Here is a 26,991-nt window from a genome sequence, read left to right on the forward strand (position 1 = left end):
CCGTTCACTCCACCTGATGTCCCCGGCGCCGGACCCCGCCCCCGGAAGGCGTCACCTTCTGGAGAACCACCGGCGGCGCCGTACGGGCTCCACCTTGGCGACGGTCACGCCGTCGAGCCGATCGACGGTGCCCGACTCGACGGCCGCCAGCGCCTCCAGCACCGCTCCCTCGATCACGAACTGCACCGGCCCCGCCACGTCCACCACGACCGCGGCCGCCTTCTCCTGCACCGCCGCCTGGCACACCTGCAACGCCGTGGCCTGGATCGGCCGGGCGTCGGGCCGCCATCGGGCCAGCGCCTCGCTGCCGGTGAACGCGAGCACCGCCTCCCTGCCGTCCGCCCCGACGAGCTTGGGCAGCGCCATCTCGCTCTCCTTCTCCTGCCGCAGCCCGTGCGCGCCGACCTCGCTCTCGGTCAGCAGCGCCACGACGGGCACCAGCAGCCTGGCCCCGCTGAGGGCGTTCAGCACGTCGGCGGCGTCGGCGGTGCCCTCCTGATAGGAGGCGAGGGCTGCGGCCACGGCGGGCGCGGCGCCGCCGTCGTCGTGGGGATCGAGAGGTCGCGGGATGCTCGGCACAACCCCCGAGACTACCCGCGCCCGCCCCTGCCCCCGAGCCAGGCCTGCAGCGCACCGACGGCGGGTCTAGATTGCCGGGCCCGGGTGGTGGTTCAGCCAGCCGGGCACCTGCTGCCTGCGCGACCGGTAGGCCCGCGCGACGGCGTCACGCGCCTGTTCCGCGCCGTCCGCGGTGATCCGGTGGTAGCGGCGGCGCGGGCGGCCCTCCGCGACGTGCGTCTCCGGATCCTCCCACCGGCTCTCCACCCAGCCGATCTGCTCCAGTCTGGCCAGGATCGGGTAGACCGTGCCGCTCGGCAGCTGCGCCAGCTCGCACACCTCGAGCCCGTAGCGATCGTGCCCGGGATCATGGAGCAGGGCTCGGAGCTCGGCGGCAATCCCACCCTGACCGCCGTGCTCGACGGCGCTCGCGGTCGTCCAGACGATCTGGAACCACGTCACCGGCCGCGACCCGGAGCACGGGATCAAGGACTACGACCTGGTCTACTACGATCCGTCCGACCTGTCCTGGGAGGCCGAGGACAGGGCGATCAGGGCAGGGGCCGAGCTCACCGCCCTCCCCTGGCCCTGAGCTTTGACGCGACCCCGGGCCCCTATTCCTGGGGCGACAGGTCGGAGATGGCGGCCACCGGGCCGCCGCCCGAGGGGCCCTGGTGGACGGCCGCCACCGAGACGAACACCGCCGGGTCGCCCGTGACCGAGGCTGCCACCCCGCCCACCGTCGCCTTGATCTGCCGGTGCCAGTGCACGTCCGAGTCGTCCAGCATGATGTTGCGCCGTCCGCGCACCCGTCCCGACGGGTCGGCCTCGCACTTCATGAACACGTTCACCAGCCGCCCCCCGAGGTCTGACGGGTGCGGGCGCTCCGGCAGCGACAGCCCCGAGTCCCTGATGGCCTCCCAGATGCCGTCGGCGTCCAGGGCGTCCTTCATGACGCTGTGGCCGATGCGGTAGCGGCCGCCGATCCCCCGGACGTTCCCCACCAGCACGATCTGCGCCCGGTCCAGCTCCACCCCCGACGAGCACGAGGCCACGGACGAGTACAGCGACAGGTCCTTGTGGATCTGGTCGGCGCTCGGCATGTCGATCTCGCCGAGGGCGACGGCGATGCCGAGGGCGGTGGTCGAGTTGGACAGGTCCATGGAGGGGCCGGTCTCCTCGATGGCGGTGTCCTGGCCACGGCTCTTGGCGTCGGTGATGGTGGCCAGGGTGAGCAGCGGCGTCTTGGTCTGTACGTAATGGACGTCGCGCGGGTCGTCGATGCCGGCGATCTTCATGGCCTCGCGTACGCCTGCCGCGACCTTCTCCACCATCGCGGGCCTGCCGATGTCCTCGGGCAGGATCACCTCGCTCATCGCCACCCCCACCGACAGCCGTGGCTCGTCGGACGGGGGCGCGTCAGCCGTGGTGGCGAAGATGGTGGCGTGCGGGCTGAGCACGCCGTCGGTGCCGCCCGACCACACCAGCGGCACGCTCTCCGGCGAGGGATGCCCGTGCTCCGCCAGCACCTCGCGGAAGGCCCGGTCGGCGAGGATGCGCGTGTAGTCGTTCACGCCGCCGTTGCCCTCGGTCTTGCCGACGACGGCGAGCACCCGGCGCGCCTCGATCACCCCGTCGGCGATGAGCCGCGCGAGACCGGAGGCGTCGGTGACGCTCTCGATCGGCACCTTGCGTACTTCTATCGGGTCCGGCATATGACGCCCCTTCTCCGTTACCGGTCCTCCCCGCCCTCGCGACGCTATCCGAGCCGGTCAGCGGGGTTCATGGTCAATGTCTGCCCATGAAGCCCGCCGACGATGTCAAGGTGCGCTCAGCACCACGGGCCGGGGAGTACGCCGAGAGCCGAGAAGAGTCCGGAGCCGCGAGCGATATGGTCGCCGGTGTGATTCGCGAAGCACACGTCAACGGGATCAAGCTCGTGTACCGGGAGGAAGGCGACCCCACCGCTCCCCCGCTCCTGCTGATCCACGGCCGGACCGCCAACCACAACGACTGGAACGGCATCACCCAGCACTTCGCGGCGCGCTACCGCGTGATCGCCCTCGACCTGCGCGGGCACGGGGCCAGTGATTTCCTGGGCCCGTACGAGCTGCCCGAGATGGCCGAGGACGTCGTCGCGCTGCTCGACCACCTGGACATCGGGCGCACCACGCTGATCGGGCACTCGCTCGGCGGCGTGACGGCGTACCACGCGGCCATGAACCACCCCGACCGGGTCGAGCGGCTGGTGCTCGAGGACGCGCCGCCGCCGCTCCCCTTCAAGAACCGCCCGCCGCTCGTCGAGGACGATTCGACCGGGTTCGACTGGCGCATGATGCACGACACCGAACGGCAGCTGGTCGGCCCCGATCCCGCCTGGCTGGAGGGGCTCGACAAGATCACGGCGCCGACGCTGGTGTTGAGCGGCGGGGAGCAGAGCCAGGTCGACACCGGGGAGCTGGCGGCGCGGATCCCGGGGGCGCGGCTGGTCACGATCGACGTCGGGCATCTGATCCACACCATGGCCCGCAGCCGGTTCCTGCAGGCGGTGGACGCTTTCCTCGACGCCTGACGGGGCCGCGCCGCATCTCATCACGCCGTAACCCTGGTGTCACGTAACCACGGCAGGGTAGGGGCGTGGTTGACATGCACGTACATCAGCGTCTGGGCAGACTGAGGCTGATGGCCCCCTCGATCGGCCAGTGCGCGGTCGGAGCCGCGATCGCCTGGCTGGTGGCCAAGGACCTGCTGGGCCACAGCCGCCCGTTCTTCGCGCCCATCGCGGTGGTGATCTGCATCGGGGTGGCGCTGGGACAGCGGATGCGACGGGTGGTGGAGCTGGTCGTGGGGGTCAGCCTCGGCGTCGGCGTGGGCGACCTGCTGGTGTCGCGGATCGGCTCGGGCGCCTGGCAGATCGCGCTGGTGGTGGCGCTGGCCATGGGCGTGGCGGTGCTGCTCGACAGCGGCTCGCTGATCGTCCTCCAGGCGGGCTCCTCGGCCGTGCTCGTCGCCACGCTCCTGCCGCCGAGCGGCAGCGGCGGGTTCGACAGGATGGTCGACGCGCTGGTCGGCGGGCTCATGGGGCTCGCGGCCGTCGCCCTGCTGCCCACCAGCCCGTCGGCGCTGGCGAGGAGGCATGCGAAGGGGACGTTCGGCGCGCTGGCGGACGCTCTGCGGCAGATCGCCGAGGCCATCGAGAATCGCGACGTGCGCTTGGCCACCGACGCGCTGGAGGAGGCTCGTGGCAGCCACAAGAACGTCGAGGAGTTCAGGCAGGCCCTGGAGACGGGCAAGGAGATCGCCACCATCTCGCCGCTCCACCGCCATCGCCGTCCCTCCCTGGAGGGGTACGAGCAGGCGGCCGTGCCACTCGATCACGCGCTCAGGAACGCCAGGGTGCTGGCCAGGCGGGCCATCGTGGCGCTCGACGGCCCCGCCACCCTCCCTCCCTGGCTGCCCCGCGAGCTGCGCGAGCTGGCCGACGCGACGCTCATGCTGCGGGACGACCTCGCCGCCGAGCGCTCGCCGGAAAGGGCGCGCCGGGCGATCCTGGCGGTGGCCTCGCGGCAGGGGGCGGAGCGGTGGGGCTTCTCGGCGGACGTGATGATCGCCCAGCTCAGGTCCATCATCGTGGACCTCCTCCAGGCCACCGGCATCGATCGGGACGAGGCGGTCGCGACCCTGCCGCCGCTGGACGTCCACCCCGACGACCGGTCAGCTGACGAGGAGGACGAACCCCCAGACTCAAAGGACTCCAGCAGCCCCAGAAAATCCACACAACGCCCGACTAAACGGACTTAGCTGGGGCAAACGTGACCTCAATGTCATATAAATCCGCCAAGGTGGAAGGGTGCGAACCAGGCTCAGCGATCATGTGAAGGAACGACTGGGCACGTTCGGCCTCATGGCTCCCTCCATCGCGCAGTGCGCGGTGGGCGCCGCACTGGCCTGGATCATCGCCATGGAGCTGCTCGGCCACCCCCGTCCGTTCTTCGCGCCGATCTCGGTGCTGATCTGCGTGGGCGTCGGGCTGGGTCAGCGGCTGCGCAGGGTGGCCGAGCTGGTGATCGGCGTCAGCCTCGGGGTGGGCGTCGGCGACCTGCTGGTGTCCTGGATCGGCTCGGGCGCCTGGCAGCTCGCGCTCGTGGTGGCGCTGGCGATGGCCGTCGCGGTGCTGCTGAACAGCGGGGCGCTGTTCGTCGCGCAGGCCGGGTCGTCGGCCGTGCTGGTGGCCACCCTGGTGCCCGGCGACGGGGCCGGCGGACTGGACCGGATGGCCGACGCGCTCACCGGGGGCATCGTCGGGGTCGTGGCGGTCGCGCTGCTGCCCGCCAGCCCGTTCACGATCGCGGCCAAGCACCTGTCCGGGGTGCTCGACGCGCTGTCCACGGTGCTGGAACGAGCGGCGGAGGCGATCGAGAAGCGGGACGTGGAGCTGGCGGCGGAGGCGCTGGAGGAGGCGCGGAACACGCAGGAGGCGGTGGAGGAGTTCGAGCACGCGCTGGAGACCGCCAAGGAGATCACGATGCTCTCGCCGCTGCACTGGCACAGGAAGGCCAGGCTGGCGCGCTACGAGACCGCCGCCGTGCCGGTGGACCTCGCGATGCGGAACGCCCGGGTGCTGAGCAGGCGCACCCTCGCCTCGCTCGGGGAAGCCAGCCCGCCGCCCACCGCCCTGGCGGAGGCCCTGCGCGAGGTCTCGGAGGCGGCGCTGCTCCTGCAGCTGGAGCTCGGCGCCGGCCGGGAGCCGACGCTGGCACGCCAGGCGCTGCTGGCGGTGGCGGCCAGGGAGCGGCCCGAGGGGCTCGGCTTCTCGGCGCACGTGATCATCGCGCAGCTGCGTTCCGTGGTCGTCGACCTGCTGCAGGCGACCGGGATGGAGCACGAGGCGGCCACGGAAACGCTCACCCCCTTGGACGAGCCCCGCGACGAGACCAGCCGCCGCTGACCGCAGGCAGCCTGCCGCGTCAGGGCGGGATCGTGAACATACGCAGGACGTCGGCGACGCCCACCCCGGGATGGCGGGGGCCGAGTGGCGCTTCCAGGCGCAGCCGTCCCAGCGGAGCAGGGTCGGCTGGGGGGTGCCGTGGTCCGGTGGCGGGCGGACCTGGCAGGCCGTGGCGAGCCCGAACAGCAGCTCAGCGGGGGACGAGGTGGAAGAACGAGCCGTCCATGGGGCCGAGGTCGCGGTGGGAGATCTCGTCCAGCCGGGCCACCGCCTCCTCCGGGAGGTCGAGGTCGAACGCCGCCAGGTTCTCCCGCAGCTGCTCCACCGATCGCGGGCCGATCAGCACCGAGGTCACCCCGGGGCGCCGCGCCACCCAGGCCAGGGCCACCTCCGCCGGTGTGGCGCCGAGTTCGGCCGCGACCTTGACCAGTTCGTCGGCGACGTCCAGGTTGCGTTCGTTGAGCAGTGATCGGGCCCAGCGGTTCGCGCCGGGGAGGGAGTGGCCGAGCAACCTGCCCATGCGGCTGTCAGGGGCGGGGGCCTCGCCGTGCTTGTAGCGGCCGGTCAGCACGCCGCCGCCGAGCGTCCCGTGGCGGCGCAGCACAACGGGTGGGACGAGGGCCTGCGGACGAGGACCCTCGCCATCGTCTTCGACGGCCTGCGCCCCTCGTCCGCGACCGGCACCACGCCGCCCGCCTGAGCGCTGATGGCGGGTCAGGTGGAGAGGTGTTTGAGGCGGGTCACGGCCTCGTCGATGACCTCGTCCTTCTTGCAGAACGCGAACCGGACGAAGTGCCGCCCCCGGTCGGCGTGGTCGTAGAAGACCTGGGTCGGGATGGCCACCACGCCGGCGAGGTCGGGGAGGCGGCGGGTGAGTTCGAGGCCGTCGGTGAAGCCCAGGGGGCGGATGTCCGTCTGGACGAAGTACGTGCCGGAGGGCCGCAGGACGGAGAAGCCGGCGGCCGCGAGGCCCTCCATGAGGCGGTCGCGCTTGTCCTGGAGGCCGGCCCGCAGCGCGGACACCCACTCGAGCTCGTGCCGCAGCCCGTACGCCACCGCCAGCTGCCACGGCGCGCTCGACGTGAACGTGAGGAACTGCTTGACCGTCTGCACCGCCGTGACCAGGGCGGGAGGGGCGCAGATCCAGCCGGTCTTCCAGCCGGTGACCGAGAACGTCTTGCCCGCGGACGAGATCATCACCGTGCGCTCGCGCATGCCGGGCAGCGTGGCCAGCGGGATGTGCTCGACCGCGTCGAACGTCAGGTGCTCGTACACCTCGTCGGTCACCGCGATCAGCCCGCGCTCCTGGCAGAGCTCGGCGATGACCTCGAGCTCGGCGCGGGTGAAGACGGTGCCGGTGGGGTTGTGCGGCGAGTTGACGAGGATGACGCGGGTGCGCGGGGTGACGGCGGCGCGCAGCTCGTCGGGGTCGAAGGTGAAGCGCCCCTCCACCGGGCGCATCGTGACGGCGACCAGGCGGGCCTGGGCGAGCGCGATCGAGGCCGCGTACGAGTCGTAGTACGGCTCGAAGGCGATCACCTCGTCCCCCGGCTCGCAGAGGGCGAGCACGGCCGACGCGATGGCCTCGGTGGCCCCCACCGTGACCAGGATCTCGCCCGCCGGATCGTAGGAGAGGCCGTAGTGGGCGGAGCGGTGTTCCGAGATCGCCCGGCGCAGCTCCAGGATCCCCGGACCCGGCGGGTACTGGTTGGCGCCCGAGGTGATCGCCTGGACCGCGCGGTCGAGCATGGCCGCGGGCCCGTCGGTGTCGGGGAAGCCCTGGCCGAGGTTGATGGATCCGGTCTCGACGGCGAGCGCGCTCATCTCCGCGAAAATCGTCGTGCCGAAGGCGCGCATCCTGGCAACAAGTGGTTCGGTCACGGCACTTAGGCTATGCCCGGCGGGAAAGCCGCTCATCATTCCGCCCCCTGATGTCGTGTGGAGCGGTCCGGCGCGCCTTGTCGGTACTCTCGTCTCGTGATCATTCGGGTCGTGCTCGCCCTAGCCTTAACGACACCCCCTGTCATGACCCCGTCGGATGCCGGCCCGAGCGCCTGCCCGGTCGCCATGCCACCCCGTACGACCTGCGGTTTTCTCGAGGTTCCCGAGCGCAGGGACGCGCCGGAGCGGAAGATCAAGGTGGGGTACGCGGTCCACGCCTCCACCGCCAAGGACCGCAAGCCGGACCCCGTGGTGTACATGAGCGGGGGTCCGGGGTCGGCGTCCATGCAGCTGACGGGTTTCCTGAGCCAGATGTTCCCCGATCGCGACGTGGTGACGATCGAGCAGCGCGGCAGCAAGTACTCCGAGCCGGTCCTGGGCTGCCCCGAGACGGCCGAGGCGCTGCTCGGGCAGCTCAGGCGGCCGCCCGCCGACGTCGGCGCCGCGGCCGGCCGCTGCCGCCAGAGGCTCCAGGAGCAGGGTGTCGACCTGCGGGGATACAACACGAAGGAGATCGCGGCCGACGTCGTCGCATTACGGGAGAAGCTGGGGTACGACTCCTGGAACCTGTTCGGCGTCAGCTACTCCACCAGGGTCATGATGGACGTGGCCGCCGCGGACCCCAAGGGCGTGCGGTCGGTGGTGCTGGACTCGTACCTGCCGGAGAGCGTCAACTGGTACGACGACGCCGACCGGAATCTGGCCGACACGGCAGCGCGGCTGGACATGAAGGACGCGTTCGAGGCCATGACGGCCCGGCTGAACGCCGCGCCCGCGCAGGTGACGACGACCGACCCGCTGCTCGGCAAGGCGTTCGCGGCGCGGATCGGCGGCGACGACGTGGCCACGATCATGGCGGAGGCGCTGCACGAGGCGGACTTCGCGGCGGTCGCGCCCGCCATGGTCGGCGCGCTCGCGAAGGGCCACGACGAGCTGCTGCGGGCGCTGGCCGACGCGGTGGGCGGGGGGCTGGTGTCGCACGAGCTCGGGCTGTATCACGCGGTGCAGTGCCAGGACGAGGTCCCGTTCAACACATACGCCACAAAATCCCGACTTTTCACCGTAAATGGGGACAAGGCGGTGTGTGATGCTTGGCAGCTCCCCAAGTCCAAGCCCGTCAACGCCACCACCAAGGCCCCCGTGTACGTCCTGGGCGGCCAGTACGACCCCACCACCCCCACCAGGACCGCCAAGCCCGCGGCCGAGGCCCTCCCCGACGCCCGCTTCGAGGAGTTCCCCCGCGCCTCCCACGCCGTCTTCCTGACCAGCGCCTGCGCCCGCCGCAAGATCGTCGAGTTCCTCGACGACCCGAAGGACGACACGACCTCGCCGTGCGCCGACGACGACACCGGGCGGGCAGGCGACCTGCACGTGACCGGCGCCCCGTACCAGATCTCGAAGTCGCCCTGGCTGGCCGCGCCCTTCGCGCTGTTCGCGCTCGTCTCCCTGATCCAGCTGGTCGCGGCCGCGCTGAAGGGCCGGGCGCTGGCGGCCTTCGGCGGGCTGACCGGTGTGGCCTTCGCCGGGCTGGTCGGGCAGTCCGTGTACGCCCTGGCGAGCCGGAACGAGACCGCGCTCGCCGTCGGCGTGCCCGGCACGGCCGTCGTCTACACCTGGATCGCCGCCGCCTCGGCCGCGCTGACCGCCGCCGCGCTCCTGCGCGACCGGCGCTGGCCGCAGATCGCGGCGGCCGCCGTCGGCGCCGGATTCCTCGTATGGTGGTTGGCCTGGTTCCTGTGACGCGCATCCGTGAGCTCGACGCCCTCCGCGGTTTCGCGGTGGGCGGCATCATGCTGGTCAACACCTGGCAGCACACCGCCAAGGACCCGCGCAACGGCGTCGACTGGGTCATCGAGGCGCTGTTCCAGAGCCGGTTCTACCCGATCTTCTCGCTGCTGTTCGGCATCAGCTTCATGCTGTTCCTGCGCGGAAACAGCCGCTGGGCGCTGCTGAGCAGGCTGTTCTGGCTGTTCTGCCTCGGGCTGGTCCAGCACACGTTCTACGAGGGCGAGGTGCTGACCGACTACGCCGTCTACGGCGCCGCGGTGCTGCTGCCGGCCTCGTTCCTGACCGGCGGCCTGCCGGTGCTGCTGCTCGGGCTGGCGGTGGTGGCGTGGGGGCTCCAGGTGGGCGGCGGGGCGATGCTGATCCCCGGCCTGTTCCTGATCGGCATGGGGCTGTGGCGGCTGAGCCCGTCCAGGTCGCTGCTGCTGCCCTCGTTCGCGGTCACCGCGCTGGCCGGCGCGCTGCTGACGGCCGCCTGGGCGAGCGTGGGCGGGTGGATCCTCTACAGCACGGCCGCGCTGGCGGGCGCGGCGGCGTACTCGCTGGGGCTGCTGCTGGCGCTGCGGCCGTGGTCGTCGGCGGTGCTGGAGCCGCTGGGCAGGATGGCGCTGACGAACTACGTCACGGGCACGGTCGTGATCGTCCTGGCCACCCCGCTGCTGAACACCGACCCGACGCGCTGGTCGGTGGTGGCGCTGGCGGCGGTGACCGTGGCGGCGCAGGTGCTGTTCAGCAGGTGGTGGCAGGCCAGGTTCAGGTACGGGCCTCTTGAGTGGATCTGGCGGTGCCTGACCTGGTTTCGAGTGGTGCCCAACCGGTTAGAGTCGGGCCGTGACCGAAATCGCCCTCTGCCAGATCCCGGTGTCTCCTGACCCGGCCACGAACCTCGAACGAGCCCAGGAGGCGCTCGCCAGGGCCGAGGGGGCCGACCTGGCGATCTTCCCCGAGGCCGCGCTCACCCGCTACGGCCGGCGCATCACGGACCTGGCCGAGCCGCTGGACGGGCCGTTCGTGACGGGCCTGGCGGAGGCGGCCAGGAAGCACGGGCTGGCGGTGATCGCCGGTGTCTTCGAGCCGGGCGACGACCGCGTGCACAACACGGCCGTGGCCATCGACGCCCAGGGCGCGGTGAAGGCGGCGTACCGGAAGATCCATCTGTTCGACTCGTTCGGCGCGAAGGAGTCCGACCTGGTCGCGCCCGGCGCGGAGCCGGCCGTGGTGGAGCTCGCGGGGCTCAAGGTCGGCCTCATCACCTGCTACGACGTGCGTTTCCCCGAGCTGGCCAGGGCGCTCGTGGACAAGGGCGCCGAGCTGTTCGCGGTGATCGCCGCGTGGGGCTCCGGGCCGCTCAAGGAGGACCACTGGGTCACCCTGGTCAGGGCCCGGGCGCTGGAGAACACGATGTGGACGGCCGCCGTCGGCCAGGCGCCCAACCCGGCCGAGTCGTCCGACGGCTACGGCGTGGGCCGCAGCATGCTGGTCGATCCCCTGGGCGTGATCCGCGCCGATCTGGGCACCGCGCCCGGCGTGCAGATCGTGCGGGTGGATCACGAATGGACAACAGCGGCCAGGGCGACCCTGCCCTGCCTCCAACACCGGGTTCTCTGAGGTTCAACCGATCGTAAAGTAGTACCGTGAGCGGAACGCAGATGCAGAAGGTTGTCCCGCCGCGTCTGCTCGTGCCATACCTGTCGGGCAAACGCACGGTGATCTCGGGTTACGTCTACCGCGTGCAGGACTGCGTCAGGCTGACCACGCCTGAGTCGCTCTACTACGGGCTCGATCTGTCCTTCGACGGGTCGGAGCTGTTCGCCGAGGTGCCCGAGCTCTACCTGATGCGCTGGTACGCCCGCGACGTCGACACGTACGCGGTCCCGTACGGGCCCCACATGGGTGGCGACTGGAGCGACGCGCCGCCGTTCGCCGGCAACGGTTTCACAACATCGTCGGACCACGTGGTGCCGCAGTTCCACACCGTTCCGATGCCGATCCCGGCGGGGGCGGAGATCGTCCACGTCACCGCCGACGGCGAGCGGCCCTTCGCCGAGTACGACGGCCTGACTTGGCGGCCCGCCGCATGAGTGAAGAGATCATGCCGGTGGCCTCCGGCTTCGTGGCGCGCTTCGACGATCGCACGCTGCCCGCCGCCCTGGGTCCCGACAACGGCCAGGTGGTGCTGTTCAGCGAGGTCGAGCTGGACGGGTTCGAGCCCGCGTCGGGCTACTGGCGCAGGGTGGTGGCCAGGTCGCAGGTGGAGTGGCTCGTGCTGATCCGCACCGTGGGGGCGTTCGGCGGCGAGCCGTGCATCGTGATCGACGAGGACGACGACGGTCTGCACATCGCCTACACGGGGCACAGCGGGATGAAGGCGGAGGCGCTGGGCTACTGGCTGGTCGACCACGGCGCCTACGAGGTCGTGGTGCCCCGCGAAGAGGTCTTCTCGATCCGCGTCGAACGAATTCCGGTCCCCTAGTCAACCTGCCGCCGTTCCGGGTGTCTCTATGAGGTGACCGAAACAGCGACCATGGCGCAGCCGTCGTTCGCCGACCTGTTCGCGGCCCAGTACCACTCCCTGGTACGCCTGGCCGGGCTGCTCGGCGCGGACGACCCTGAGGACATCGCTCAGGAGGCGTTCACCCGGCTGCACACAAGGCGGTTGCGCGACGACGGGGCCGCCCTGGCCTACCTGCGCTCCACCGTCTGCAACCTGACGCGCAACCGCCTGCGCCACCTCAGCCTCGTCCGGCTGCGCCGCCCCGACCCTCCCGAACCGGCGCGCAGCAGCGAGCACGCCGTGCTCGCCTCCGAGGAGCACCGCGAGCTGCTGGCCGCCGTGGACCGGCTGCCGCGCCGCCAGCGCGAGGCCCTCGTCCTGCGCTACTGGCTGGACCTGTCGGAACGCGAGATCGCCGACGCCATGGGCGTCTCGCCCGGATCGGTGAAGACGCACGCGAGCCGGGCCCTGGCCGCCCTGGGCAAGGCGCTGAAGGAGGAGGACGCGTGAACGACCTGGAAGAGCGCCTTCGAGCCGCGTTCGACGCCCGCGCCCGGACCTACGAGCCCGACCCGCACGCCTGGGCGCGCATCATGGAGCGCCGGCCGCGGCGCCGGCCGGCCCGGTGGCTGCTGGCCGCGCTGCCGGTGGCGCTGCTGACCGTTTTCGTTCCTGCGCTGCTCAACGGGGGCCTGGGCAGGAACACCGCGATCGACCCGACCGGGATCTACCAGCAGCTCATGAAGGAGCGCACGCCCCTCGGCAAGGAGGCGTCCGTCGACAACCCTTCCGAGGGCAAGCCGCTGCGGATCTGGTTCGCCAGAGGGAAGCTGGGCTATCCCGAGGTCTGCTACGTCGTCGAGCGGGCCGCCGGCGAGCCGTACGGGGCCTGCGCCGACGCCGTCGGGTTGGAGCACGCGGACGCCTGGTACGTCGGCAGCACGCTGCGGGACGGCGCGGGGACCGCGATGGACTGGGGGCTGGCCCGCCAGGACGTGGGCGCGGTGGCCGGGGTCACGAAGGGCGGGCAGGAGTTCCAGGGCACGGTGCTGAGCCTGGACGGCGCGCCGTACCGGCTGTGGACCGTGACGTATCCGGCCCAGGAGCCCATGTCCAGGATCCGGATCTCGGACGACGACGGCAAGGGCCTCGGATGGTGGTCCCGCGACGGCCTGTCCGCGCCGAGCGGGCAGCCCATGAGCGCGCCCATGGAGCTGTCCCAGGGCATCTCCGTCCGGCCGTACCGGACGAAGGACGGGACGCGGCTGACGTGGTCGCGGCACGGCGCCGAGCTCGTCTCGCAGCTGCCCGCCGCGGCGAGCCCGGTGGTGATCACTCCCCTGCCCGACATGATCATCGGCTTCGCCCGCAAGGACGTCGCCAGGATAGAGGTCTCGTTCGGCAGCGGGAGCACGGCTAGCGTCGAGACCAGGCCCGATCCCTGGAACCTGGGCGTCACGCTGTTCGCGGCCGGGAGCCCGTCCGACGACCCGGACGAAAGTCGCCGCGTCACCGCCTACGACTCGTCAGGCAAGCAGGTCTGGAGCCACAACGAGCCGGCCAGGACGGCGCCGGACGAGGCCGACAAGGTCGCCGGCGAGGTGATGACCCTCCCGGGCACCGAAGGTTCCGGCCGCCCGGTACGCCTCTGGTTCACTCAGAGACCCGACGACGGGACCGAGTTCTGCTCCACCGGCGGACCCGCGCCGAGCAACCGGAGTATGCGCAGCTGCCTTCTCGACTTCCCGCAGAACTCCCACTCCTTCCAGGAGGCGACCACCTACCTGCCGGACCCCGGCGCCGACATCTACTTCGGCCCGGCCCTCGCGGACTGGGAGTCGGTCGAAGCGGTGCTCCTCGACGGGCAGCGGGTCCGCGCCTCGTTCCTGCGCGGCAAGGGCACCCCGTATCCGGTCTGGCACGTCAGCGTCCCGCGTGGCACCGAGGTCGGGGGCTTCGTCGTCAAGGCGAAGGGCAAGCCGGACAAGCAGGTCCCGAACTACAGCAAGAGCTGCGAGAAGCGGGCCGCGAGGTCCGGGGCCGCCCGCCAGATCCTGCCGGCGGGCATCACGGCGCTCATCGTGTCGGGCTGCGCGACCTTCTGGGAGAACGGCGAGGTGGTGCCGGCGCTGCCGGGGCCGCTGCCCGGCGCGCGCCTGAGCGACCTGCTCGACACCGCGCGGCCGGTCCAGTGGATCGACACCAAAACGGCCTGGTACGGCTACGCGCCCGCGGGCACCGCCAAGGTGGAGCTCCGCATGAAGGGCGGCGCCACCGGAACGGCCGAGGCCGTCCCGGACTCGTGGGGGCAGAACGTGACGCTGTTCGCGGCCCCGATTCCCAAGGGCGACGAGACCGTATCCCTCACGGGCTACGACGCCGGCGGCAAGGAGCTGTGGCGGTACGAGCTGCCCAGGCAGCAGGGCCCGCGTTCCTAGCCGAGGTTGCGGTAGCGGGCCCGGCGGGCCGCGAAACGGTCCGCCGGGCTCAGCTCCAGCAAGTTCGCGATCTCGTACTCCAGCGCCCGCCCCACCCGCTCGCAGAACTGCCTCGGCTCGTACGCGGCGTCCGGCACCTCCGGGACGACGCGGTCCACGATGCCGTCGCGGCGCAGGTCGGTGGCGCGGATGCGCTGGGCCTGGGCGATCTCGGGCGCGAAGTCCACCGAGCGGTAGAGGATGGCCGAGGCGCCCTCCGGCGGCAGCGGCGACAGCCAGGCGTGCTGGGCGCAGAGCACCCGGTCGGCGGGCAGCAGCGCCAGCGCCGCCCCGCCCGCCCCCTCGCCGAGCAGCAGGCACACGGTCGGCGCGTCGAGCATGACCAGCTCGGCCAGGCAGCGGGCGATCTCGGCGGCCAGCCCGCCCTCCTCGGCCGCCTTCGACAGGTCGGCGCCCGCCGTGTCGACGACGGTGATCAGGGGCAGGCCCAGCTCGGCCGCCAGCCGCATGCCCCGCCGGGCCACCCTGAGCCCGGCCGGGCCGAGCGGCGAGTTGGTCCGCTGGACCCGCCGGTCCTGGCCGAGCACCACCGCCGGCGCCGTGCCGAACCTGGCCAGCGCGAGCAGCAGCCCCGGCTCGTTCTCGCCCTCCCCGCTGCCGCTGAGCGGGGTCACGTCGGTGGCGGCGAGCTTGAGCAGCGTGCGGACACCGGGCCGGTCGTCGCGGCGGGAGCGGGTGATCGCCTCCCACGCCTCCACGGGTCGCAGGTCCTCCTCCGGAGGCGTGCCCGCCTCCACCCGTGACCTGTCGTCGGCGAGCACGCCGAGCGCCCTGATCGCGATCTCCCGCGCCTCCTCGGCCGGGACCACCGCGTCGATCAGGCCCTTGCGGTGGAGGTTCTCCGCGACCTGCACGCCTTCGGGGAACGCGTAGCCGTGCAGCGACTCGAACACCCGCGGCCCCATGAACCCGATCAGCGCCCCCGGCTCGGCCGCCGTGACGTGCCCGAGCGACCCCCACGACGCGAACACCCCGCCCGTCGTCGGGTGCCGCAGGTAGACCAGGTAGGGCAGGCCCTCGCTGCGGTGCAGCTGGATCGCGGTGGTGATCTTCACCATCTGGACGAACGCGAGCGCGCCCTCCTGCATCCGCGTGCCGCCCGACGCGGGCGCGGCCAGCAGCGGCAGCCGCTCGCGGGTGGCCCGCTCGACGGCGGCCGTGAACCGCTCGGCCGCCGCCACCCCGATCGAGCCCGCCATGAAGGAGAACTCGCAGGCCACCACGGCCACCCTCCGCCCGCCGAGCAGCCCTTCGCCGGTGATGACCGACTCGTCGTAGCCGGACTTGACGCGGGCCGCGGCCAGCTCGTCGGCGTAGGGGGAGCCGGGCTGCGCGGGGTCGGCGGGCGGCGCGTCCCACGACTTCCACGACCCCCGGTCGAGGATCGTTTCGATCAGTGTGCGCGCGTCCGGACGGCTCACTATCGCTCCCTAAATGTCGGCCAGCCTTGCAATGTTGACGCACGAAGAGATCGTCCGGTGCCGCGAAATGCGGATCATCGTTCACGCTCTTCGAGCCAGGCGAGCACGGCGTCGCCGTCCTGGCCGAGGGCGGGCGGCGCGGTGTGCTCGAACCCCTCGAGACCGTCGAAGCGCAGCGGCGGACCGGGCAGCTCGATCGTGCCCAGCACCGGGTGCTCCACCTCGACGACCAGCCCCTGCGAGCGGGTCTGGTCCCAGGCGTAGACCTCGTCGAGCGTCCTGATCGCGCCCGCGGGCACGCCCTCCTCGCCCAGCCTGGCCAGCCAGTGGGCGCGGTCGTGGGCCGCCAGGGCCTTCTCCATGTCCGCGATCAGCTCGTCCCGATGCGCGAACCTTTCCCTGTTCGTGGCGTATTTCGCGGCATCGGGGTCGATGCCGAGGAGCGTGGCGACCTTCTTCCACTGGCCGTCGTTGGCCGCGGCGATCTGCAGCATGCCGTCTGCGCAGCGGAAGGCGCCGTAGGGGGCGATGGAGGCGTGGTGGTTGCCGCCGGCCGCCGGCACCTTGCCGCCGACCGTCCAGGCGGTGCCGTGGTAGGCGTGGACGCCGGTGATCGCGGCCAGCAGCGAGGTGCGTACGACGCGGCCCTTGCCGGTGCGCTCGCGCTCGTAGAGGGCGCCGGTGACGCCGTACGCGCCGTGGATGCCGGCGAGCAGGTCGGCGATGGAGGCGCCGACGCGGTAGGGCTCGTCGGGCGACGGCCCGGTCAGCGACATCAGGCCGGCCTCGCCCTGGGCGATCTGGTCGTAGCCGGGGCGCCCGCCCTCCGGGCCGTCGTGGCCGAAGCCGGTGATCGACAGGATGACCAGGCGGGGGTTGAGCTCGTGGAGGCGCTCGACGGAGAAGCCCAGGCGGTCGAGCACGCCGGTGCGGAAGTTCTCGATGAGGACGTCGCTCTGGCGCACGAGGCGCTCGATGAGCTGCTTGCCGTCGGCGGACTTGAGGTCGACGGCGATGGACTGCTTGTTGCGGTTGGCTGCCAGGAAATAAGTCGAAATTTCGTGATCCGGCCCGACGAACGGCGGTCCCCACCCGCGCGACTCGTCGCCCCCGTCCGGATGTTCCACCTTGATCACCCGAGCGCCCAGGTCACCCAGCATCTGCGCCGCGTGCGGCCCGGCCAGGGCCCTGGACAGATCGAGCACGACGATGTCACCGAGGGGTCCGAGCAAGATCAACCTCCTGCTTGCGTTCGGGGCGAAAGAACATTCTCTCAGTAGCCCACACCACGTCTTCTACCCTGGGTCCGGTGAACCACCTGGCCGATCGCATCATGACCCTGCGCCCCTCGTGCGGCCCCGTCCGGCTGGTGGCCGTGGACGGGCCGGCGGGGGCGGGCAAGACGACGTTCGCGGGGCGGCTGGGGGCGGCGCTCGGGTGCCAGGTGATCCACAGCGACGACTTCCCCGTGCCGTGGGAGGAGGGGCCCGGCGGCTGGTTCCACGCGCTGGAGTCGCAGGTGCTGGTCAGGCTCCGGGACGGCCTGCCCGGAGGTTTCCGCAGGTACGACTGGGTGCGCGGCGAGTACGCCGAGCACGTGGCGGTCCCGCTCGCGCCGGCCCTGGTCATCGAGGGCGTCGGCACGGCCCGCGCCTCGATCGCCCGCCTGCTGGCGTTCACCGTGTGGGTGGACGCGCCGCGGGCACTGCGCTTCGCGCGGGTCATGGAGCGGGACGGGCCGGAACTGGAGCCGCGGTGGCTGGAGTGGTTCGCGGCCGAGGAGAAATGGTTCGCCGAGGACCGGACCCGCGACCGGGTCGACCTGATCGTCGAGACCGGCTAGACCGGCTGGTCAGAGGCGGGCCGGAGATGGCCGACGTCGTTGAACCGGACGAGCCCGGAGCCGTCCCAGACGGAGACGGAGGCGTTCAGCACCGGCGCGAACTTCAGGACCGCGGCCAGGTCCGCGTCCCTGTCCGTCTCTGGGCCGCCCGCGAGGACGTGGCGCAGGCCCAGCACCACCGAGTCGTGGGCGACGATCAGCACCCGCCGCCCGGCCGCGTGCTCGCGCAGGTCGGCGAGGAGGTCACGGAGCCGCACCACGACGTCGGCCAGCGACTCGCCGCCCGGCGGCCGGAAGGCGTACGCGCCCTCGGCCTCCCGCCGCGCCATCTCCTCGGGGAAGCGCTCCCTGATCGCGGCCAGGTTGTAGCGCGCGAACGCCCCCGCCTCCTGGTCCCTGAGCCGCCGGTCCACGGTGAGCGGGAGCGGGCCGGCCCCCCACGCCCGCAGGGCCGTCCGCCACGTGTCGAGCGCCCGCAGGTAGGGCGAGCACCACACCACCTCGGGGGCCTCGGCGGCGGGCAGGCCCGCCAGCGACCGACCGAACGCGGCGGCCTGCGCCCGGCCCAGGGCCGTCAGCGTGACCTCGTCGTCCCCGCGCTCGTAGACCAGCGGCGCCGGCCCGGCCTCCCGATGGGCGAGGTTGGCCTCGCTCTCCCCGTGCCGCACCGCCATGATCCGCGCCGGTCCCATCCCGCCATCTTGTCACGGGCCCCTCCGGCAAATTACGGTCAAGCCCGTTATATCGCTCTGGGAGGTCATACGTGCCCACCATCCTCCGGGCACCGAACGGCCCCTCACGGGAGGGTCCTCCCGGAGGGGCCGGTCGTGACTAGACCGCGGACAGCTCGCGTTGGAGGCGCGAGGTCCACGGGCACCACACGTAGCCGGGCAGGAAGGCCCCGCCGGCCTCGTCCAGATGGTCTTCGACGTAGGGGATGGTCGCGTCACAGACCTCGATCCCGTAGTCGAAGAAGTCGATCGTCTCGGGCCGCAGGTGGTAGCTCCACCTTGGGTTGTAGTAGGCCCCGTGCGGCAGGATGCGCCCGATGACGTGCGGCCTGTCCCGGGTGGTGCCGTTGATCAGGTCACGGGCGTGCTGGATCTTCCAGGGGTCGGTGAGCTCGATGACGAACCGCTCTCCCGTGATGTCGGTGATCTCGAAGTAGGCGGCCGGAGCCGCCTGGGCGGGCGCGGGGGCGGTGACGACGAGCATCGCGACTGCCGCGAGGACGGCTGCGATCTTGGCGGGGATGCTGCGCATTTGGGGGACGCACCTCCAGTACCGATGGGCCGTTTTCCACGGCCATGCATCGCATACTGTAGTTGATCGCCCACTGAACGTAATGGCGACAGTTCAGTGGCCCCCAAGGGCTGTAAGCACCTTCGCGAGGGCCTCGGCGATGTCGCCGGCCGCCTCAGGGGCGTCCATGAGCATGGCCTGGCGTACCCACACCACGGTCCTGGCGGCCTCCTCGGCGCCCGGACAGGGTTCGACGCGGGCGCCCTCGGCGGTGAGGGCGGCCATCGTGCCGAGCGGCGGGTAGCCGGCGTCGAGCGGCACCCCCTCCGCGGCCATGGCGGCCAGCAGGAACTCGCGGTCCATCTCGGCGTCGAGGCGCAGCATGAGCAGGTGGCGCGAGTCGCGCGTCGTGCCCTCCGGCTGCGGCACCACGGTCACCTCGGGGACGTGGTCGAGCTCGCGCTCCAGGGCGGCGCAGAAGGCGTTCCTGCGGTCGATCTCCTCGTCGAGGCGGTCCAGCCAGGGCAGCAGGAGCGCCGCCTGGATCTCGGTGAGGCGCAGGTTCCAGCCGACGGACGGGTGGCCGTACCAGCGGCCGCCGGGCGCGCGGCCGACGTTGCAGGCCGACCAGACGCGGTCGTGCACGGCCTGGTCGCGGCAGACGATCAGGCCGCCCTCGCCGGCGGTCATCGCCTTGCTCGCCTGGAAGCTGTAGACCCCCGCGTCGCCCAGGCCGCCCACGGGACGGTCCCGGTACGTGGCGCCGTGCGCCTGGGCGGCGTCCTCGACGACCGCGAGCCCGTGCCGGGCGGCCAGGTCGTTGAGCGGGTCCATGTCGGCGGGGCTGCCCGCCAGGTGCACGGGCATGATCGCCGCGGTTCTGGCGGTCACGGCGTCCCGCACGGCTCGCGGGGACAGGTGCAGGTCCGCCGGGTCCACGTCGGCGATGACGGGTACGGCGCCGGCCAGCAGCACGGCGGTGGCCGAGGCCACGAACGTGTACGCCGGGACGATCACCTCGTCGCCCCTGCCCACGCCGAGGCCGCGCAGCGCGGCGAACAGGCCCAGCGTGGCGTTGCCCACGGCGACGCCGTACGGGACGCCGGAGCGGCGGGCGAACGCGCCGGTCAGGTCCGCCACCACGGAACCGCCCTGCGTGGCCCCCCACAGGCCGCTCTCGAGCACCTTGGTGACGAGCTCGCGCTGCGCGGGGTCGAGGGGCGGCGGCCAGGCGGGCCAGGGGGCCGAGCGGACAGGAGTGCCGCCGTGGATGGCGAGCGTCACGGGAGACGTCCCTTCACAGGTGGCCGAGCAGGCGGGCCAGGTTGGCGCCCTGGACGAGGGCACGGTCGGTGTCGGTGAGCGGGGCCAGGGCGACGCGGCCGTAGCCGGTGCGCAGGTCGAGGAAGCAGGCGTCCGAGCCGAACAGCACCCGCTCGGCCCCCGCCAGCGCGGCCAGCCGGGCGATCCACCGGCCGGTCATCTTCGAGCCGCACGTCTCCAGGTAGACGTTCGGAACGTCGGCCACCAGCCGGGCCGCGCGGCCGAACCCGTACGCCCAGAGCCCGGTGTGCCCCATGATCAGCGGCACGTGCGGGTGCCGGGCGCCGACGGCGGCGAACTGGGCGGGATCGCTCCAGGGCGAGTCCGTCTGGCCGTGCGCCAGGACCGGCAGGCCGAGCCGCCAGACCGGCTCGTACAGGGGGTCGTCCAGGCGGCACTGGTGCACGTCGGGGTGGAGCTTGATCCCCCACACGCCGTCGCGGGCGAGCGGGGTGCGGTGGTGCGGGTTGTAGACCTGCCACACCCCGAACCGGCCGGGGAAACGTCCGGCGATCTCCATGGCCAGCTCGTTGCCGCGCACGGCGTCGGGGCCGACGGCGAGCAGGTGGCTGATGCCCATCGCGGTGACGCCGATCCGGTCCATCGCGGCCACGAGGTGTTCGGCGGTGGGATGGGGGATGAGGAAGTCGGGCCAGGTGCCGACGTGGCCGTGGGCGTCGAGGATCACAGCAGCTCCTCCAGAGTCCCGGCGGCGATCCGCTCGACGTCCCGCGGGGGCAGGTCGAGGTGGTCGAGCAGGAAGCGGGGGCCGCAGTCGTCGGACACCGGCGCGCCCGTGCCGAACACCAGCCGCTCCGCCCCGAACAGCGCCGCCAGCCACTCGACGCCGCCCTGGGTGTTGACGGTGCCGATCTCGGCCCGCACGTTCGGCGCCTCGGCCATCAGCTCGGCCAGCGCGCGCAGCCGGCGGTAGCCGGGGTTGAGCACGAGCACGGGCAGGGTGGGCAGGCGCTCGGCGAGGTGGCGGAGCTGGGCGGGCGAGGTCTCGTCGAGGTCGATCGCGACGGGCAGGCCGATCTCGGCCAGCCACCGCAGGGCCCACGGTCCCGTGAGGTCGAAGCGGTGGCGTTCGGGGCAGAGCCTGATCATCCGTACGCCCCACGCCGCCACCTCGTCCGGCCCCTCCGGCGCCCCGGGCACGGGCACCACGACCGGCACGGGGATGAGCCGGGGGTCGTCGAGCGCGAGCAGCGCGTCGTTGCCCGCCTTCGGGTCGGAGTAGAGGCTGAGCGTGTGGGTGACGCAGGCCCGGTCGATGCCCAGCCGGTCCATCTCGCCCCGGGGGTCCGTCGGCAGGTCGTCGAACGGCACGGGACCGATGAGCCGGTGGGCATCGATCACATATTTCGGCACAGACCGAAACTAGCGAGGTTACGGAGTGACGGTCAAGGCCGGGCAGCGCGGATCGAGCCGGATCCTGGCCAGGTCCCGGCCCACGAGCGCCCACGCCCGCCAGGAGCCGGGCTCGAAGTGCAGCTGCGGGTTGGTGTACCACTCGTCACCGAGCCCGGTGGCCAGCAGCTTGGCCTCGGTGCCCAGCTCGTACGCGTTGCCGCCGCCGAAGAACGTGTCCGCGAACACCCTGCCCCGGTGCACGGTCAGCTCGCCGTACCCGGAGAGCTTGCCCTGCCGCACCACCGCCCTGGTCGCCAGGTCCATGGCGATCCAGGTGCCCGAGTCACGCTTGTAGACGCCGTACAGCAGCCCGTCGTGCACCTTGACGTCCTGGAACGTGCGGTGCCCCGGGATCGGGTCCACCTGCCAGAGCACCTTGCGGGCACGCAGGTCGAAGGCGGCCACGGACGCGGACGTCCTGACCGGCGGGGTGCCGCCCCCGCCGAGCACGTCGCCGCCCAGGTAGACGACGCCGCCTCGGGGGTCGACCGACAGGCTCATGAGGCTCTGGTCGGGGATGACGCCCTCATAGACGTCGATGCGGCCGGAGCGGGGGTCGATCACGGACAGGGCGCCGTTCAGCTTGGCGCCGAGCGGGGCGCTGGCGACCACGAGCTTGTCGGTGGCGGGGTCGTACTCGATGTCCCAGGGGCGCTGCTGGCCGTGTCCGAGGTAGCCGAGGCTGCGCACCCGGTCCGTATGCAGGTCGACGGAGACGATCTGCCCGCTCGGGTAGATGGCGGCGTAGATCTTGTTGCCCTTCCGCACGAGGTCCTTCGGCTCGCCGGGCATCCGGAACCTGCGCTTCTCGCCCGTGCGCAGGTCACGCACCTCCATGGAGAAGTGGCCGCCGATGTAGACGGCGCGGTTCGGCACCACGAGCATGCTCTGCGGCCGCTCCGGGCCGCTGGGCAGGCCGGCGTCGATGAGGTCGACGAACTCGGACTTGCCGGTGCGCAGGTCCAGCCACCACATGCCGCCGCTGCCCGAGAAGCCGAGCAGGGTGTTGTCGTCGAGCTGCTGGATCCGCCTGGTCTCGTCGCCCGGCGACGGCGGTTCGGCGACCTTGGTGAAGGCGGTCTCGCCCGTGCGGTAGCGGTGGACGGCGCCGTCGGGCCGGGAGGTGGCGTAGATCGTGTCGTCGCCCGCCACGGTCAGCATGTCGATCGTGCCGCCGGCCAGGGTCGTCCGGCGCTCGTCCGTGCCGTCCGAGCGGATGTCGATCAGCGTGTCGCCGGCGGCGGCCAGCACCCGGTCGCCGTGCACGGCGACGGCGCCGATGCCGGTCGGGGCGGCGGCCAGCTCCTTCACCGTGCCGTCCGCCCGGGTGATCCGGACGAGCCGGCCCTTGTCGAGCAGCCCCGCGTACACGTAGGTGGCGTCGGCGGCGACCGCGCGCACGTACCGCTCACCCTGGACCAGCACGCCGAAGTCGCGCACCGCGCCCGTGCCCGGCTCGTACTCCCGGACCCGGCCGTCAGGGTAGGTGCCGGCGTAGAGGGTGCCGTCGGGCGCGGCGGCGAGGCTCCAGACGAAGCCGCCGTTCTTCCCGAACGACGCCAGCCGCTCCACCGTGCCCGTGGCCGGGTCGAAGCTGTAGAGGTCGGGCACCGGGTAGGTGCCGACGTAGATCTTGCCGCCGGACACGGCCGTGGCCCAGGCGCCCTCCGGCTCACCGGTGGCCGGGCCGTCGGGCAGGGTGACGCTCCTGACGACCTTGCGGGTGGCGAGGTCGATGTCGGCCAGCACGGGGGGCTTCAGTCCGCGGGTCACCACGTAGGCGTGCCCGTCGAGCACGGTGGCGCCCACGATGGCGCCGGTGACCGACGCCGGGCCGAACCGCTCCACCGCCGGGGCGTCACAGGACGTCGCCGCCTGCGCGACCGGGCCGGTGAGGAGCGCGGGTAAGAGCGCCGACAGAATTACCAGGAGGGATCGGAGCATGGGCGCACCTCGCGTTCATTGCTGAGCAATTATGGGCCAGACCGTAACTTTATAAGCACAGTTCGTCAATGGCATGATGTGCCGCATGGCGATTGAGGATGGGTCCGGTATTCCGTTCGACGCGTGGCGCCTGGTCGGCGGGCTGGAGGTGGCGCTGGACGTGGACGTGCTGTTCGGGGCGTACCCGGACCGCGACGGCCCGCCCGGCGCCCCGGAGCAGGTGCTGCGGCTGCTGGGTGAGCACCGGATCAGGGCGGCGGCGGTGGCGAGCCTGCGGGCGGCGCTGTTCGACGTGCGATCGGGCAACGACGAGCTGATCGCGCGGGCGGCCCCGGAGGTCGTCCCCGTCGGGGCCGTGGACCTGCGCGACCCGATCGGCGCCGCGCGCGAGCTGGAGCGGCTGGCCGCCGAAGGTGTGCGGGCCGTCCGGCTGTTCCCCGACGAGCAGGGCGTCGAGGCGGGCTTCCCGTCCGTCAGGCACGTCGCGCGCCTGGCGGCGCGGCTCGGCCTGGTGGTGCTCACCGGCGGTGACGTGCGCAGGTTCTGGCAGCCCTTCGCGGGGCTCGGCGCCAGCGTGGTCTTCCTCGACACGCACTTCTACCACCTGGGCGACTTCCTGGTGGCGGCCGCGGACGAGCCCGGCTTCCACACCTCCACCCGCCTGCTCAACTCCCCCGACGCGCTGGAGCTCGCCGCCGCCGAACTCGGCGCCGACCGCCTCCTGTACGGCTCGCGCACCCCCCACTACGAGCCGCTCGTGCCCCTCCTGCGCCTGGCCACCAGCGGGCTGAAGCCGGAGGAGATCGCCGCCGTGGCGGGCGGCAACGCGGAAAGGCTGCTGAGGAGGCCCCAGTCATGATCATCGACGTGCACGCCCACTGGGGCCCGTGGTTCTTCACCATGGACGTGGCCGAGGCCAACCTCGCCACCATGGACCGCTACGGCATCGACCGGGCGATCGTCTCGGCCACCGAGGCCGTCATCTACGACGCCGCCGCCGGCAACCGCGCCCTGGCCTCCTACCTGGAGACGCAGGACCGCCTGCTCGGCTACGTCACGGTCAACCCGCGCAGGCTGCGCGAGGCGGAGGCGGACCTGGCGGCGTACCTGCCGGGCGGCCGGTTCGTCGGCGTGAAGATCCACACCGACTACACGGGCTCGCCGGTCGGCTCCGCTCAGCTCCGCGAGGCGCTCACGATGGTGGCCGCGACGGGGCGGCCCGCGCTCGTGCACACCTGGGGCACGTCCGTGCTCGCCCTGGCGGAGGCCTGCGCGGACATCCCGGACCTGCGGGTGATCGCCGGGCACATGGGCGCCGACGGGTTCCGCCACGCCATCGAGGCCGCGAACGCCTGCGACCGCCTCTACCTGGAGCCCTGCTGGTCGCACTTCCCCGCCGGCCGCATCGCGGAGGTGGTGGCGGCCGTGGACCCGGCGCAGCTGCTGTTCGGCACCGACGCGACGCTGATCGACCCGTCGTCGGCGTTCGGGGCGGTCGCGGCGGCGGGGCTCACCGGCGGGACCGCCGAGCGGATCGCCTGGCGCAACGCCGCGGCGCTCTTCTCTCTGGACATTACGGCCTAGCCCGTTATAGCGTGCGGGCCAAACTTCACCAAGGGAGCCCGCGCATGATCCCCCGCCGTCGTTTCCTCCAGGCGGCCGCCGCGACCACGGCGGCCGCCACGTTCACGGCCACCCCAGCCCGCGCCGCCACCCACGAGAAACCGCAGCCCGAGGGCACGGTCACGGACCTGGGGCCGGCGAGCGTCGCCAGCCCGCTGGGCAACGGCGAGTTCGTCGGCGGCGTGCTCTACGCGGGCTCGCGCGGCCTGTCGCCCAACGTGGTCGGCGCGTTCGACCTCGCCCAGGATTCGGTCACGACCCATTTCGACATCCCGACCGGCGTGGGCATCTGGGCGATGTGCAAGGTCGGCACCGACGTCTACGTCGGCACCCACGCGAGATCCGACCTGTACAAGATCGACACCGTTGCCGGCCAGGTCACCAAGGTCGCCGAATACCCCGACCACTACATCTGGACCATGGCCTCCTCCCCCGACGGCAAGGTCTACATGGGCACGTCGGAGCCCGGCCGCATCTGGGAGTACGACCCGGCCACCGGCACGAGCCGCGACCTGGGCCAGCCCGCCCCCGGAGAGGCGTACGTCCGCAGCATCCAGGCCGACGACACGTACGTCTACGCCGGGATCGGCGCCAACGCCCACCTGATCGCGATCGACCGCAGGACCGGCGAGAAGCGCGAGCTCCTGCCGTCCGCCGTGGCCGACCGCGACTGGGTCTCCAGCATGGGCATGTCCGAGACCCACCTGGCCGGCGGCATGAACTCGCTGGGCGAGCTGCTCGTGCTGGAGAAGGCCGCGCCGCAGAACTACAAGGTCGTCAAGGCCACCGCGGCCGGCGAGAAGTACATCGTCGCGGTCCTGATCCACGACGGGTACGTCTACTTCGCCGGCCGCCCCTCCGGCACGTTCTACCGCTACCACCTGGCCACGGAGAAGCTGGAGGTGCTCGGCGTCCCCTACTTCGAGGCCCTGACCCACCGCCTGCTGGCCCACGAGGGCCGGATCTACGGCATCCAGGACAGCGCGGTCTTCGTCTACGACCCGGCGACCGGCTCGCTCGACTACGTCAACCTCGTCCAGCGCGGCTTCAAGGCGGCACCCGAGGAGCCGATGTCCGTGCACTCCGACGGCCGGCGCGTCTACGTCGGCGGCAAGGGCGGCGCCGACGTCCACGACCTGGCGACCGGCAAGGTGACCCGGCTGGGCATCTCGGGCGAGCCGAAGACGCTGCTCACCGTCGGCGACACCACGTACCTGGGCGTCTACACGCAGGCGGCCCTGTACGCGCACCGCCGCGGCAAGACCGAGGCCGAGCTGATCGCCCGTACGGGCAACCAGCAGGACCGCCCGCGCGACCTCGCCTACGACGCCACGACGGGCCTGATCGTGATGCCCACCCAGCCGGAGCCCGGCCACATGAACGGCGCGCTCTCCCTCTACTCGCCCCGGACCGGCACGTACGAGACGTACCGGCCGGTGGTGGAGCGCCAGACCGTCTACTCGGTTGTCGCCCGGCACGGCGTCGCCTACCTGGGCACCCTGATACAGGAGGGCCTCGGCCTGCCGCCGGTCACGACGACCGCCCGCCTGGCCGCGTTCGACATCCGCACGCGCAAGCTGCTCTGGCAGCTGGAGCCGATCCCCGGCGCCCGCATGATCTCCTCGCTCGCCCTAGGCAGGAACGGCACCCTGTACGGCATGGCGAGCACGGGCGAGGTGTTCGAGTTCGACGTGCGGAGCAGGAAGGTCACCAGGACGATCAAGGTCGGGACGAAGGGCGGCGAGCTGTTCGTCACCGGCCGGGTGGCGTACTGCACGGACGGCGGCTCGATCTACAAGATCGACCTGGTCGCGTTCACGTCGAAGGCCATCGTGGAGGGGCTGGCCGGGCAGTGGTTCGGCGGCGAGCCCAAGCTGGCGCTCGATCCCTCCCGCCGGGCCCTGTACGCGGTGCGCGCCCGCAACCTCGTCCGGGTGGCCATCGCGGGCCGCTGA

General features: G+C 72.2%; 28 protein-coding genes. 15 read left to right on the forward strand and 13 right to left on the reverse strand.

Annotated features, from left to right (window positions below; genetic code table 11):
• Nucleotides 1-51: 51 nt before the first annotated feature.
• Together ACIBI9_RS07900 and ACIBI9_RS07905 are read right to left on the reverse strand one after the other, a co-directional pair.
• Nucleotides 52-579, reverse strand: a complete 528-nt coding sequence (locus ACIBI9_RS07900) for an SseB family protein (RefSeq protein ID WP_397221188.1) — start codon at nucleotides 577-579, stop codon at nucleotides 52-54.
• Nucleotides 580-645: 66 nt separating this feature from the next.
• Nucleotides 646-1,020 (reverse strand): PadR family transcriptional regulator, encoded by a 375-nt coding sequence (locus ACIBI9_RS07905; RefSeq protein ID WP_397221189.1) that lies wholly within the window; start codon nucleotides 1,018-1,020, stop codon nucleotides 646-648.
• A gap of 22 nt (nucleotides 1,021-1,042) precedes the next feature.
• Between ACIBI9_RS07905 and ACIBI9_RS07910 the strand changes: the two genes are divergently transcribed.
• Entirely contained in the window at nucleotides 1,043-1,150 is a 108-nt protein-coding gene (locus ACIBI9_RS07910) for a nucleotidyltransferase family protein (RefSeq protein ID WP_397221819.1), read from the forward strand.
• A 22-nt stretch (nucleotides 1,151-1,172) separates the two neighbouring features.
• On the opposite strand, the gene ACIBI9_RS07915 is transcribed toward ACIBI9_RS07910, so the two are convergent.
• Entirely contained in the window at nucleotides 1,173-2,273 is a 1,101-nt protein-coding gene (locus ACIBI9_RS07915) for a ring-opening amidohydrolase (RefSeq protein WP_397221190.1), read from the reverse strand.
• Between the two features lie 188 nt (nucleotides 2,274-2,461).
• Here ACIBI9_RS07915 and ACIBI9_RS07920 point away from each other — a divergent pair, with 188 nt between their 5' ends.
• The 3 genes from ACIBI9_RS07920 (at nucleotide 2,462) to ACIBI9_RS07930 (ending at nucleotide 5,506) form a co-directional block, all read left to right on the forward strand.
• On the forward strand, nucleotides 2,462-3,130 hold the full coding sequence (locus ACIBI9_RS07920; RefSeq protein WP_397221191.1) for an alpha/beta fold hydrolase: 669 nt from the start codon (nucleotides 2,462-2,464) through the stop codon (nucleotides 3,128-3,130).
• 110 nt (nucleotides 3,131-3,240) lie between these two features.
• Nucleotides 3,241-4,359 carry an aromatic acid exporter family protein gene (locus tag ACIBI9_RS07925; RefSeq protein WP_397221192.1) on the forward strand — a complete coding sequence of 373 codons (1,119 nt, stop codon included), beginning with the start codon at nucleotides 3,241-3,243 and terminating at the stop codon, nucleotides 4,357-4,359.
• A 49-nt stretch (nucleotides 4,360-4,408) separates the two neighbouring features.
• Complete coding sequence (locus tag ACIBI9_RS07930; RefSeq protein ID WP_397221193.1) at nucleotides 4,409-5,506, forward strand: aromatic acid exporter family protein; 1,098 nt, start codon at nucleotides 4,409-4,411, stop codon at nucleotides 5,504-5,506.
• Between the two features lie 190 nt (nucleotides 5,507-5,696).
• On the opposite strand, the gene ACIBI9_RS07935 is transcribed toward ACIBI9_RS07930, so the two are convergent.
• Nucleotides 5,697-6,110: an aldo/keto reductase gene (locus ACIBI9_RS07935; RefSeq protein WP_397221194.1), complete on the reverse strand. Its 414-nt coding sequence runs from the start codon at nucleotides 6,108-6,110 to the stop codon at nucleotides 5,697-5,699.
• Nucleotides 6,111-6,220: 110 nt separating this feature from the next.
• Nucleotides 6,221-7,387 (reverse strand): pyridoxal phosphate-dependent aminotransferase, encoded by a 1,167-nt coding sequence (locus ACIBI9_RS07940; RefSeq protein WP_397221195.1) that lies wholly within the window; start codon nucleotides 7,385-7,387, stop codon nucleotides 6,221-6,223.
• 144 nt (nucleotides 7,388-7,531) lie between these two features.
• Here ACIBI9_RS07940 and ACIBI9_RS07945 point away from each other — a divergent pair, with 144 nt between their 5' ends.
• The 7 genes from ACIBI9_RS07945 to ACIBI9_RS07975 are packed head-to-tail and all read left to right on the forward strand — an operon-like array spanning nucleotide 7,532 to nucleotide 14,164.
• On the forward strand, nucleotides 7,532-9,187 hold the full coding sequence (locus tag ACIBI9_RS07945) for an alpha/beta hydrolase (RefSeq protein WP_397221196.1): 1,656 nt from the start codon (nucleotides 7,532-7,534) through the stop codon (nucleotides 9,185-9,187).
• Nucleotides 9,184-10,104: a DUF418 domain-containing protein gene (locus tag ACIBI9_RS07950; RefSeq protein WP_397221197.1), complete on the forward strand. Its 921-nt coding sequence runs from the start codon at nucleotides 9,184-9,186 to the stop codon at nucleotides 10,102-10,104. Before ACIBI9_RS07945 ends, ACIBI9_RS07950 begins: the two co-directional genes overlap by 4 nt.
• Nucleotides 10,064-10,840: a carbon-nitrogen hydrolase family protein gene (locus tag ACIBI9_RS07955; RefSeq protein WP_397221198.1), complete on the forward strand. Its 777-nt coding sequence runs from the start codon at nucleotides 10,064-10,066 to the stop codon at nucleotides 10,838-10,840. The genes ACIBI9_RS07950 and ACIBI9_RS07955 overlap by 41 nt, the downstream gene beginning before the upstream one ends.
• A gap of 26 nt (nucleotides 10,841-10,866) precedes the next feature.
• A complete protein-coding gene (locus ACIBI9_RS07960; RefSeq protein ID WP_364830805.1) occupies nucleotides 10,867-11,313 on the forward strand; it encodes a hypothetical protein in 447 nt (148 codons plus the stop codon).
• A complete protein-coding gene (locus ACIBI9_RS07965) occupies nucleotides 11,310-11,705 on the forward strand; it encodes a hypothetical protein (protein ID WP_394500884.1) in 396 nt (131 codons plus the stop codon). The genes ACIBI9_RS07960 and ACIBI9_RS07965 overlap by 4 nt, the downstream gene beginning before the upstream one ends.
• 33 nt (nucleotides 11,706-11,738) lie before the next feature.
• The gene (locus tag ACIBI9_RS07970; RefSeq protein WP_397221199.1) at nucleotides 11,739-12,236 is read left to right on the forward strand and encodes a sigma-70 family RNA polymerase sigma factor; all 498 of its coding nucleotides are present in this window, start codon (nucleotides 11,739-11,741) and stop codon (nucleotides 12,234-12,236) included.
• Entirely contained in the window at nucleotides 12,233-14,164 is a 1,932-nt protein-coding gene (locus ACIBI9_RS07975) for a hypothetical protein (protein ID WP_397221200.1), read from the forward strand. The genes ACIBI9_RS07970 and ACIBI9_RS07975 overlap by 4 nt, the downstream gene beginning before the upstream one ends.
• Here the strand turns inward: ACIBI9_RS07975 and ACIBI9_RS07980 are convergent.
• Nucleotides 14,161-15,645, reverse strand: a complete 1,485-nt coding sequence (locus ACIBI9_RS07980; protein WP_394500887.1) for a carboxyl transferase domain-containing protein — start codon at nucleotides 15,643-15,645, stop codon at nucleotides 14,161-14,163. The two genes, ACIBI9_RS07975 and ACIBI9_RS07980, sit on opposite strands and share 4 nt — an antisense overlap.
• Nucleotides 15,646-15,719: 74 nt before the next feature.
• Nucleotides 15,720-16,877, reverse strand: coding sequence for a CaiB/BaiF CoA transferase family protein (locus ACIBI9_RS07985; protein ID WP_397221202.1), 1,158 nt, complete (start codon nucleotides 16,875-16,877; stop codon nucleotides 15,720-15,722).
• Nucleotides 16,878-16,954: 77 nt separating this feature from the next.
• Between ACIBI9_RS07985 and ACIBI9_RS07990 the strand changes: the two genes are divergently transcribed.
• Entirely contained in the window at nucleotides 16,955-17,488 is a 534-nt protein-coding gene (locus ACIBI9_RS07990) for a uridine kinase (protein WP_397221203.1), read from the forward strand.
• Here the strand turns inward: ACIBI9_RS07990 and ACIBI9_RS07995 are convergent.
• The 6 genes from ACIBI9_RS07995 to ACIBI9_RS08020 form a co-directional block, all read right to left on the reverse strand.
• Entirely contained in the window at nucleotides 17,485-18,180 is a 696-nt protein-coding gene (locus ACIBI9_RS07995) for a histidine phosphatase family protein (protein ID WP_397221204.1), read from the reverse strand. The two genes, ACIBI9_RS07990 and ACIBI9_RS07995, sit on opposite strands and share 4 nt — an antisense overlap.
• Before the next feature lie 139 nt (nucleotides 18,181-18,319).
• Nucleotides 18,320-18,751, reverse strand: a complete 432-nt coding sequence (locus ACIBI9_RS08000; protein ID WP_397221205.1) for a calmodulin-binding protein — start codon at nucleotides 18,749-18,751, stop codon at nucleotides 18,320-18,322.
• A gap of 93 nt (nucleotides 18,752-18,844) precedes the next feature.
• Nucleotides 18,845-20,014, reverse strand: coding sequence for a DegT/DnrJ/EryC1/StrS family aminotransferase (locus ACIBI9_RS08005; RefSeq protein WP_397221206.1), 1,170 nt, complete (start codon nucleotides 20,012-20,014; stop codon nucleotides 18,845-18,847).
• 13 nt (nucleotides 20,015-20,027) lie between these two features.
• Nucleotides 20,028-20,741: an amidohydrolase family protein gene (locus tag ACIBI9_RS08010; protein WP_397221208.1), complete on the reverse strand. Its 714-nt coding sequence runs from the start codon at nucleotides 20,739-20,741 to the stop codon at nucleotides 20,028-20,030.
• Complete coding sequence (locus ACIBI9_RS08015; RefSeq protein ID WP_397221209.1) at nucleotides 20,738-21,427, reverse strand: amidohydrolase family protein; 690 nt, start codon at nucleotides 21,425-21,427, stop codon at nucleotides 20,738-20,740. Before ACIBI9_RS08015 ends, ACIBI9_RS08010 begins: the two co-directional genes overlap by 4 nt.
• An 18-nt stretch (nucleotides 21,428-21,445) precedes the next feature.
• Complete coding sequence (locus ACIBI9_RS08020) at nucleotides 21,446-23,413, reverse strand: PQQ-binding-like beta-propeller repeat protein (RefSeq protein ID WP_397221210.1); 1,968 nt, start codon at nucleotides 23,411-23,413, stop codon at nucleotides 21,446-21,448.
• An 85-nt stretch (nucleotides 23,414-23,498) separates the two neighbouring features.
• Here ACIBI9_RS08020 and ACIBI9_RS08025 point away from each other — a divergent pair, with 85 nt between their 5' ends.
• From ACIBI9_RS08025 to ACIBI9_RS08035, 3 genes are read left to right on the forward strand one after another with little or no spacing between them, the layout of a single operon-like run.
• On the forward strand, nucleotides 23,499-24,272 hold the full coding sequence (locus ACIBI9_RS08025; protein ID WP_397221211.1) for an amidohydrolase family protein: 774 nt from the start codon (nucleotides 23,499-23,501) through the stop codon (nucleotides 24,270-24,272).
• Entirely contained in the window at nucleotides 24,269-24,997 is a 729-nt protein-coding gene (locus ACIBI9_RS08030) for an amidohydrolase family protein (RefSeq protein WP_397221212.1), read from the forward strand. Before ACIBI9_RS08025 ends, ACIBI9_RS08030 begins: the two co-directional genes overlap by 4 nt.
• Before the next feature lie 44 nt (nucleotides 24,998-25,041).
• The gene (locus ACIBI9_RS08035; RefSeq protein ID WP_397221213.1) at nucleotides 25,042-26,991 is read left to right on the forward strand and encodes a hypothetical protein; all 1,950 of its coding nucleotides are present in this window, start codon (nucleotides 25,042-25,044) and stop codon (nucleotides 26,989-26,991) included.

Source organism: Nonomuraea sp. NPDC050451, assembly GCF_044458585.1.

What these genes read in the sequence shown, in the direction of transcription:
- ACIBI9_RS08020 (WP_397221210.1), bottom strand. Translation starts at nt 23,413, where the DNA reads ATGCTCCGATCCCTCCTGGTAATTCTGTCGGCGCTCTTACCCGCGCTC.
- ACIBI9_RS07925 (WP_397221192.1), top strand. Translation starts at nt 3,241, where the DNA reads ATGGCCCCCTCGATCGGCCAGTGCGCGGTCGGAGCCGCGATCGCCTGG.
- ACIBI9_RS08025 (WP_397221211.1), top strand. Translation starts at nt 23,499, where the DNA reads ATGGCGATTGAGGATGGGTCCGGTATTCCGTTCGACGCGTGGCGCCTG.
- ACIBI9_RS08035 (WP_397221213.1), top strand. Translation starts at nt 25,042, where the DNA reads ATGATCCCCCGCCGTCGTTTCCTCCAGGCGGCCGCCGCGACCACGGCG.
- ACIBI9_RS08000 (WP_397221205.1), bottom strand. Translation starts at nt 18,751, where the DNA reads ATGCGCAGCATCCCCGCCAAGATCGCAGCCGTCCTCGCGGCAGTCGCG.
- ACIBI9_RS07945 (WP_397221196.1), top strand. Translation starts at nt 7,532, where the DNA reads ATGACCCCGTCGGATGCCGGCCCGAGCGCCTGCCCGGTCGCCATGCCA.
- ACIBI9_RS08030 (WP_397221212.1), top strand. Translation starts at nt 24,269, where the DNA reads ATGATCATCGACGTGCACGCCCACTGGGGCCCGTGGTTCTTCACCATG.
- ACIBI9_RS07965 (WP_394500884.1), top strand. Translation starts at nt 11,310, where the DNA reads ATGAGTGAAGAGATCATGCCGGTGGCCTCCGGCTTCGTGGCGCGCTTC.
- ACIBI9_RS07995 (WP_397221204.1), bottom strand. Translation starts at nt 18,180, where the DNA reads ATGGGACCGGCGCGGATCATGGCGGTGCGGCACGGGGAGAGCGAGGCC.
- ACIBI9_RS07915 (WP_397221190.1), bottom strand. Translation starts at nt 2,273, where the DNA reads ATGCCGGACCCGATAGAAGTACGCAAGGTGCCGATCGAGAGCGTCACC.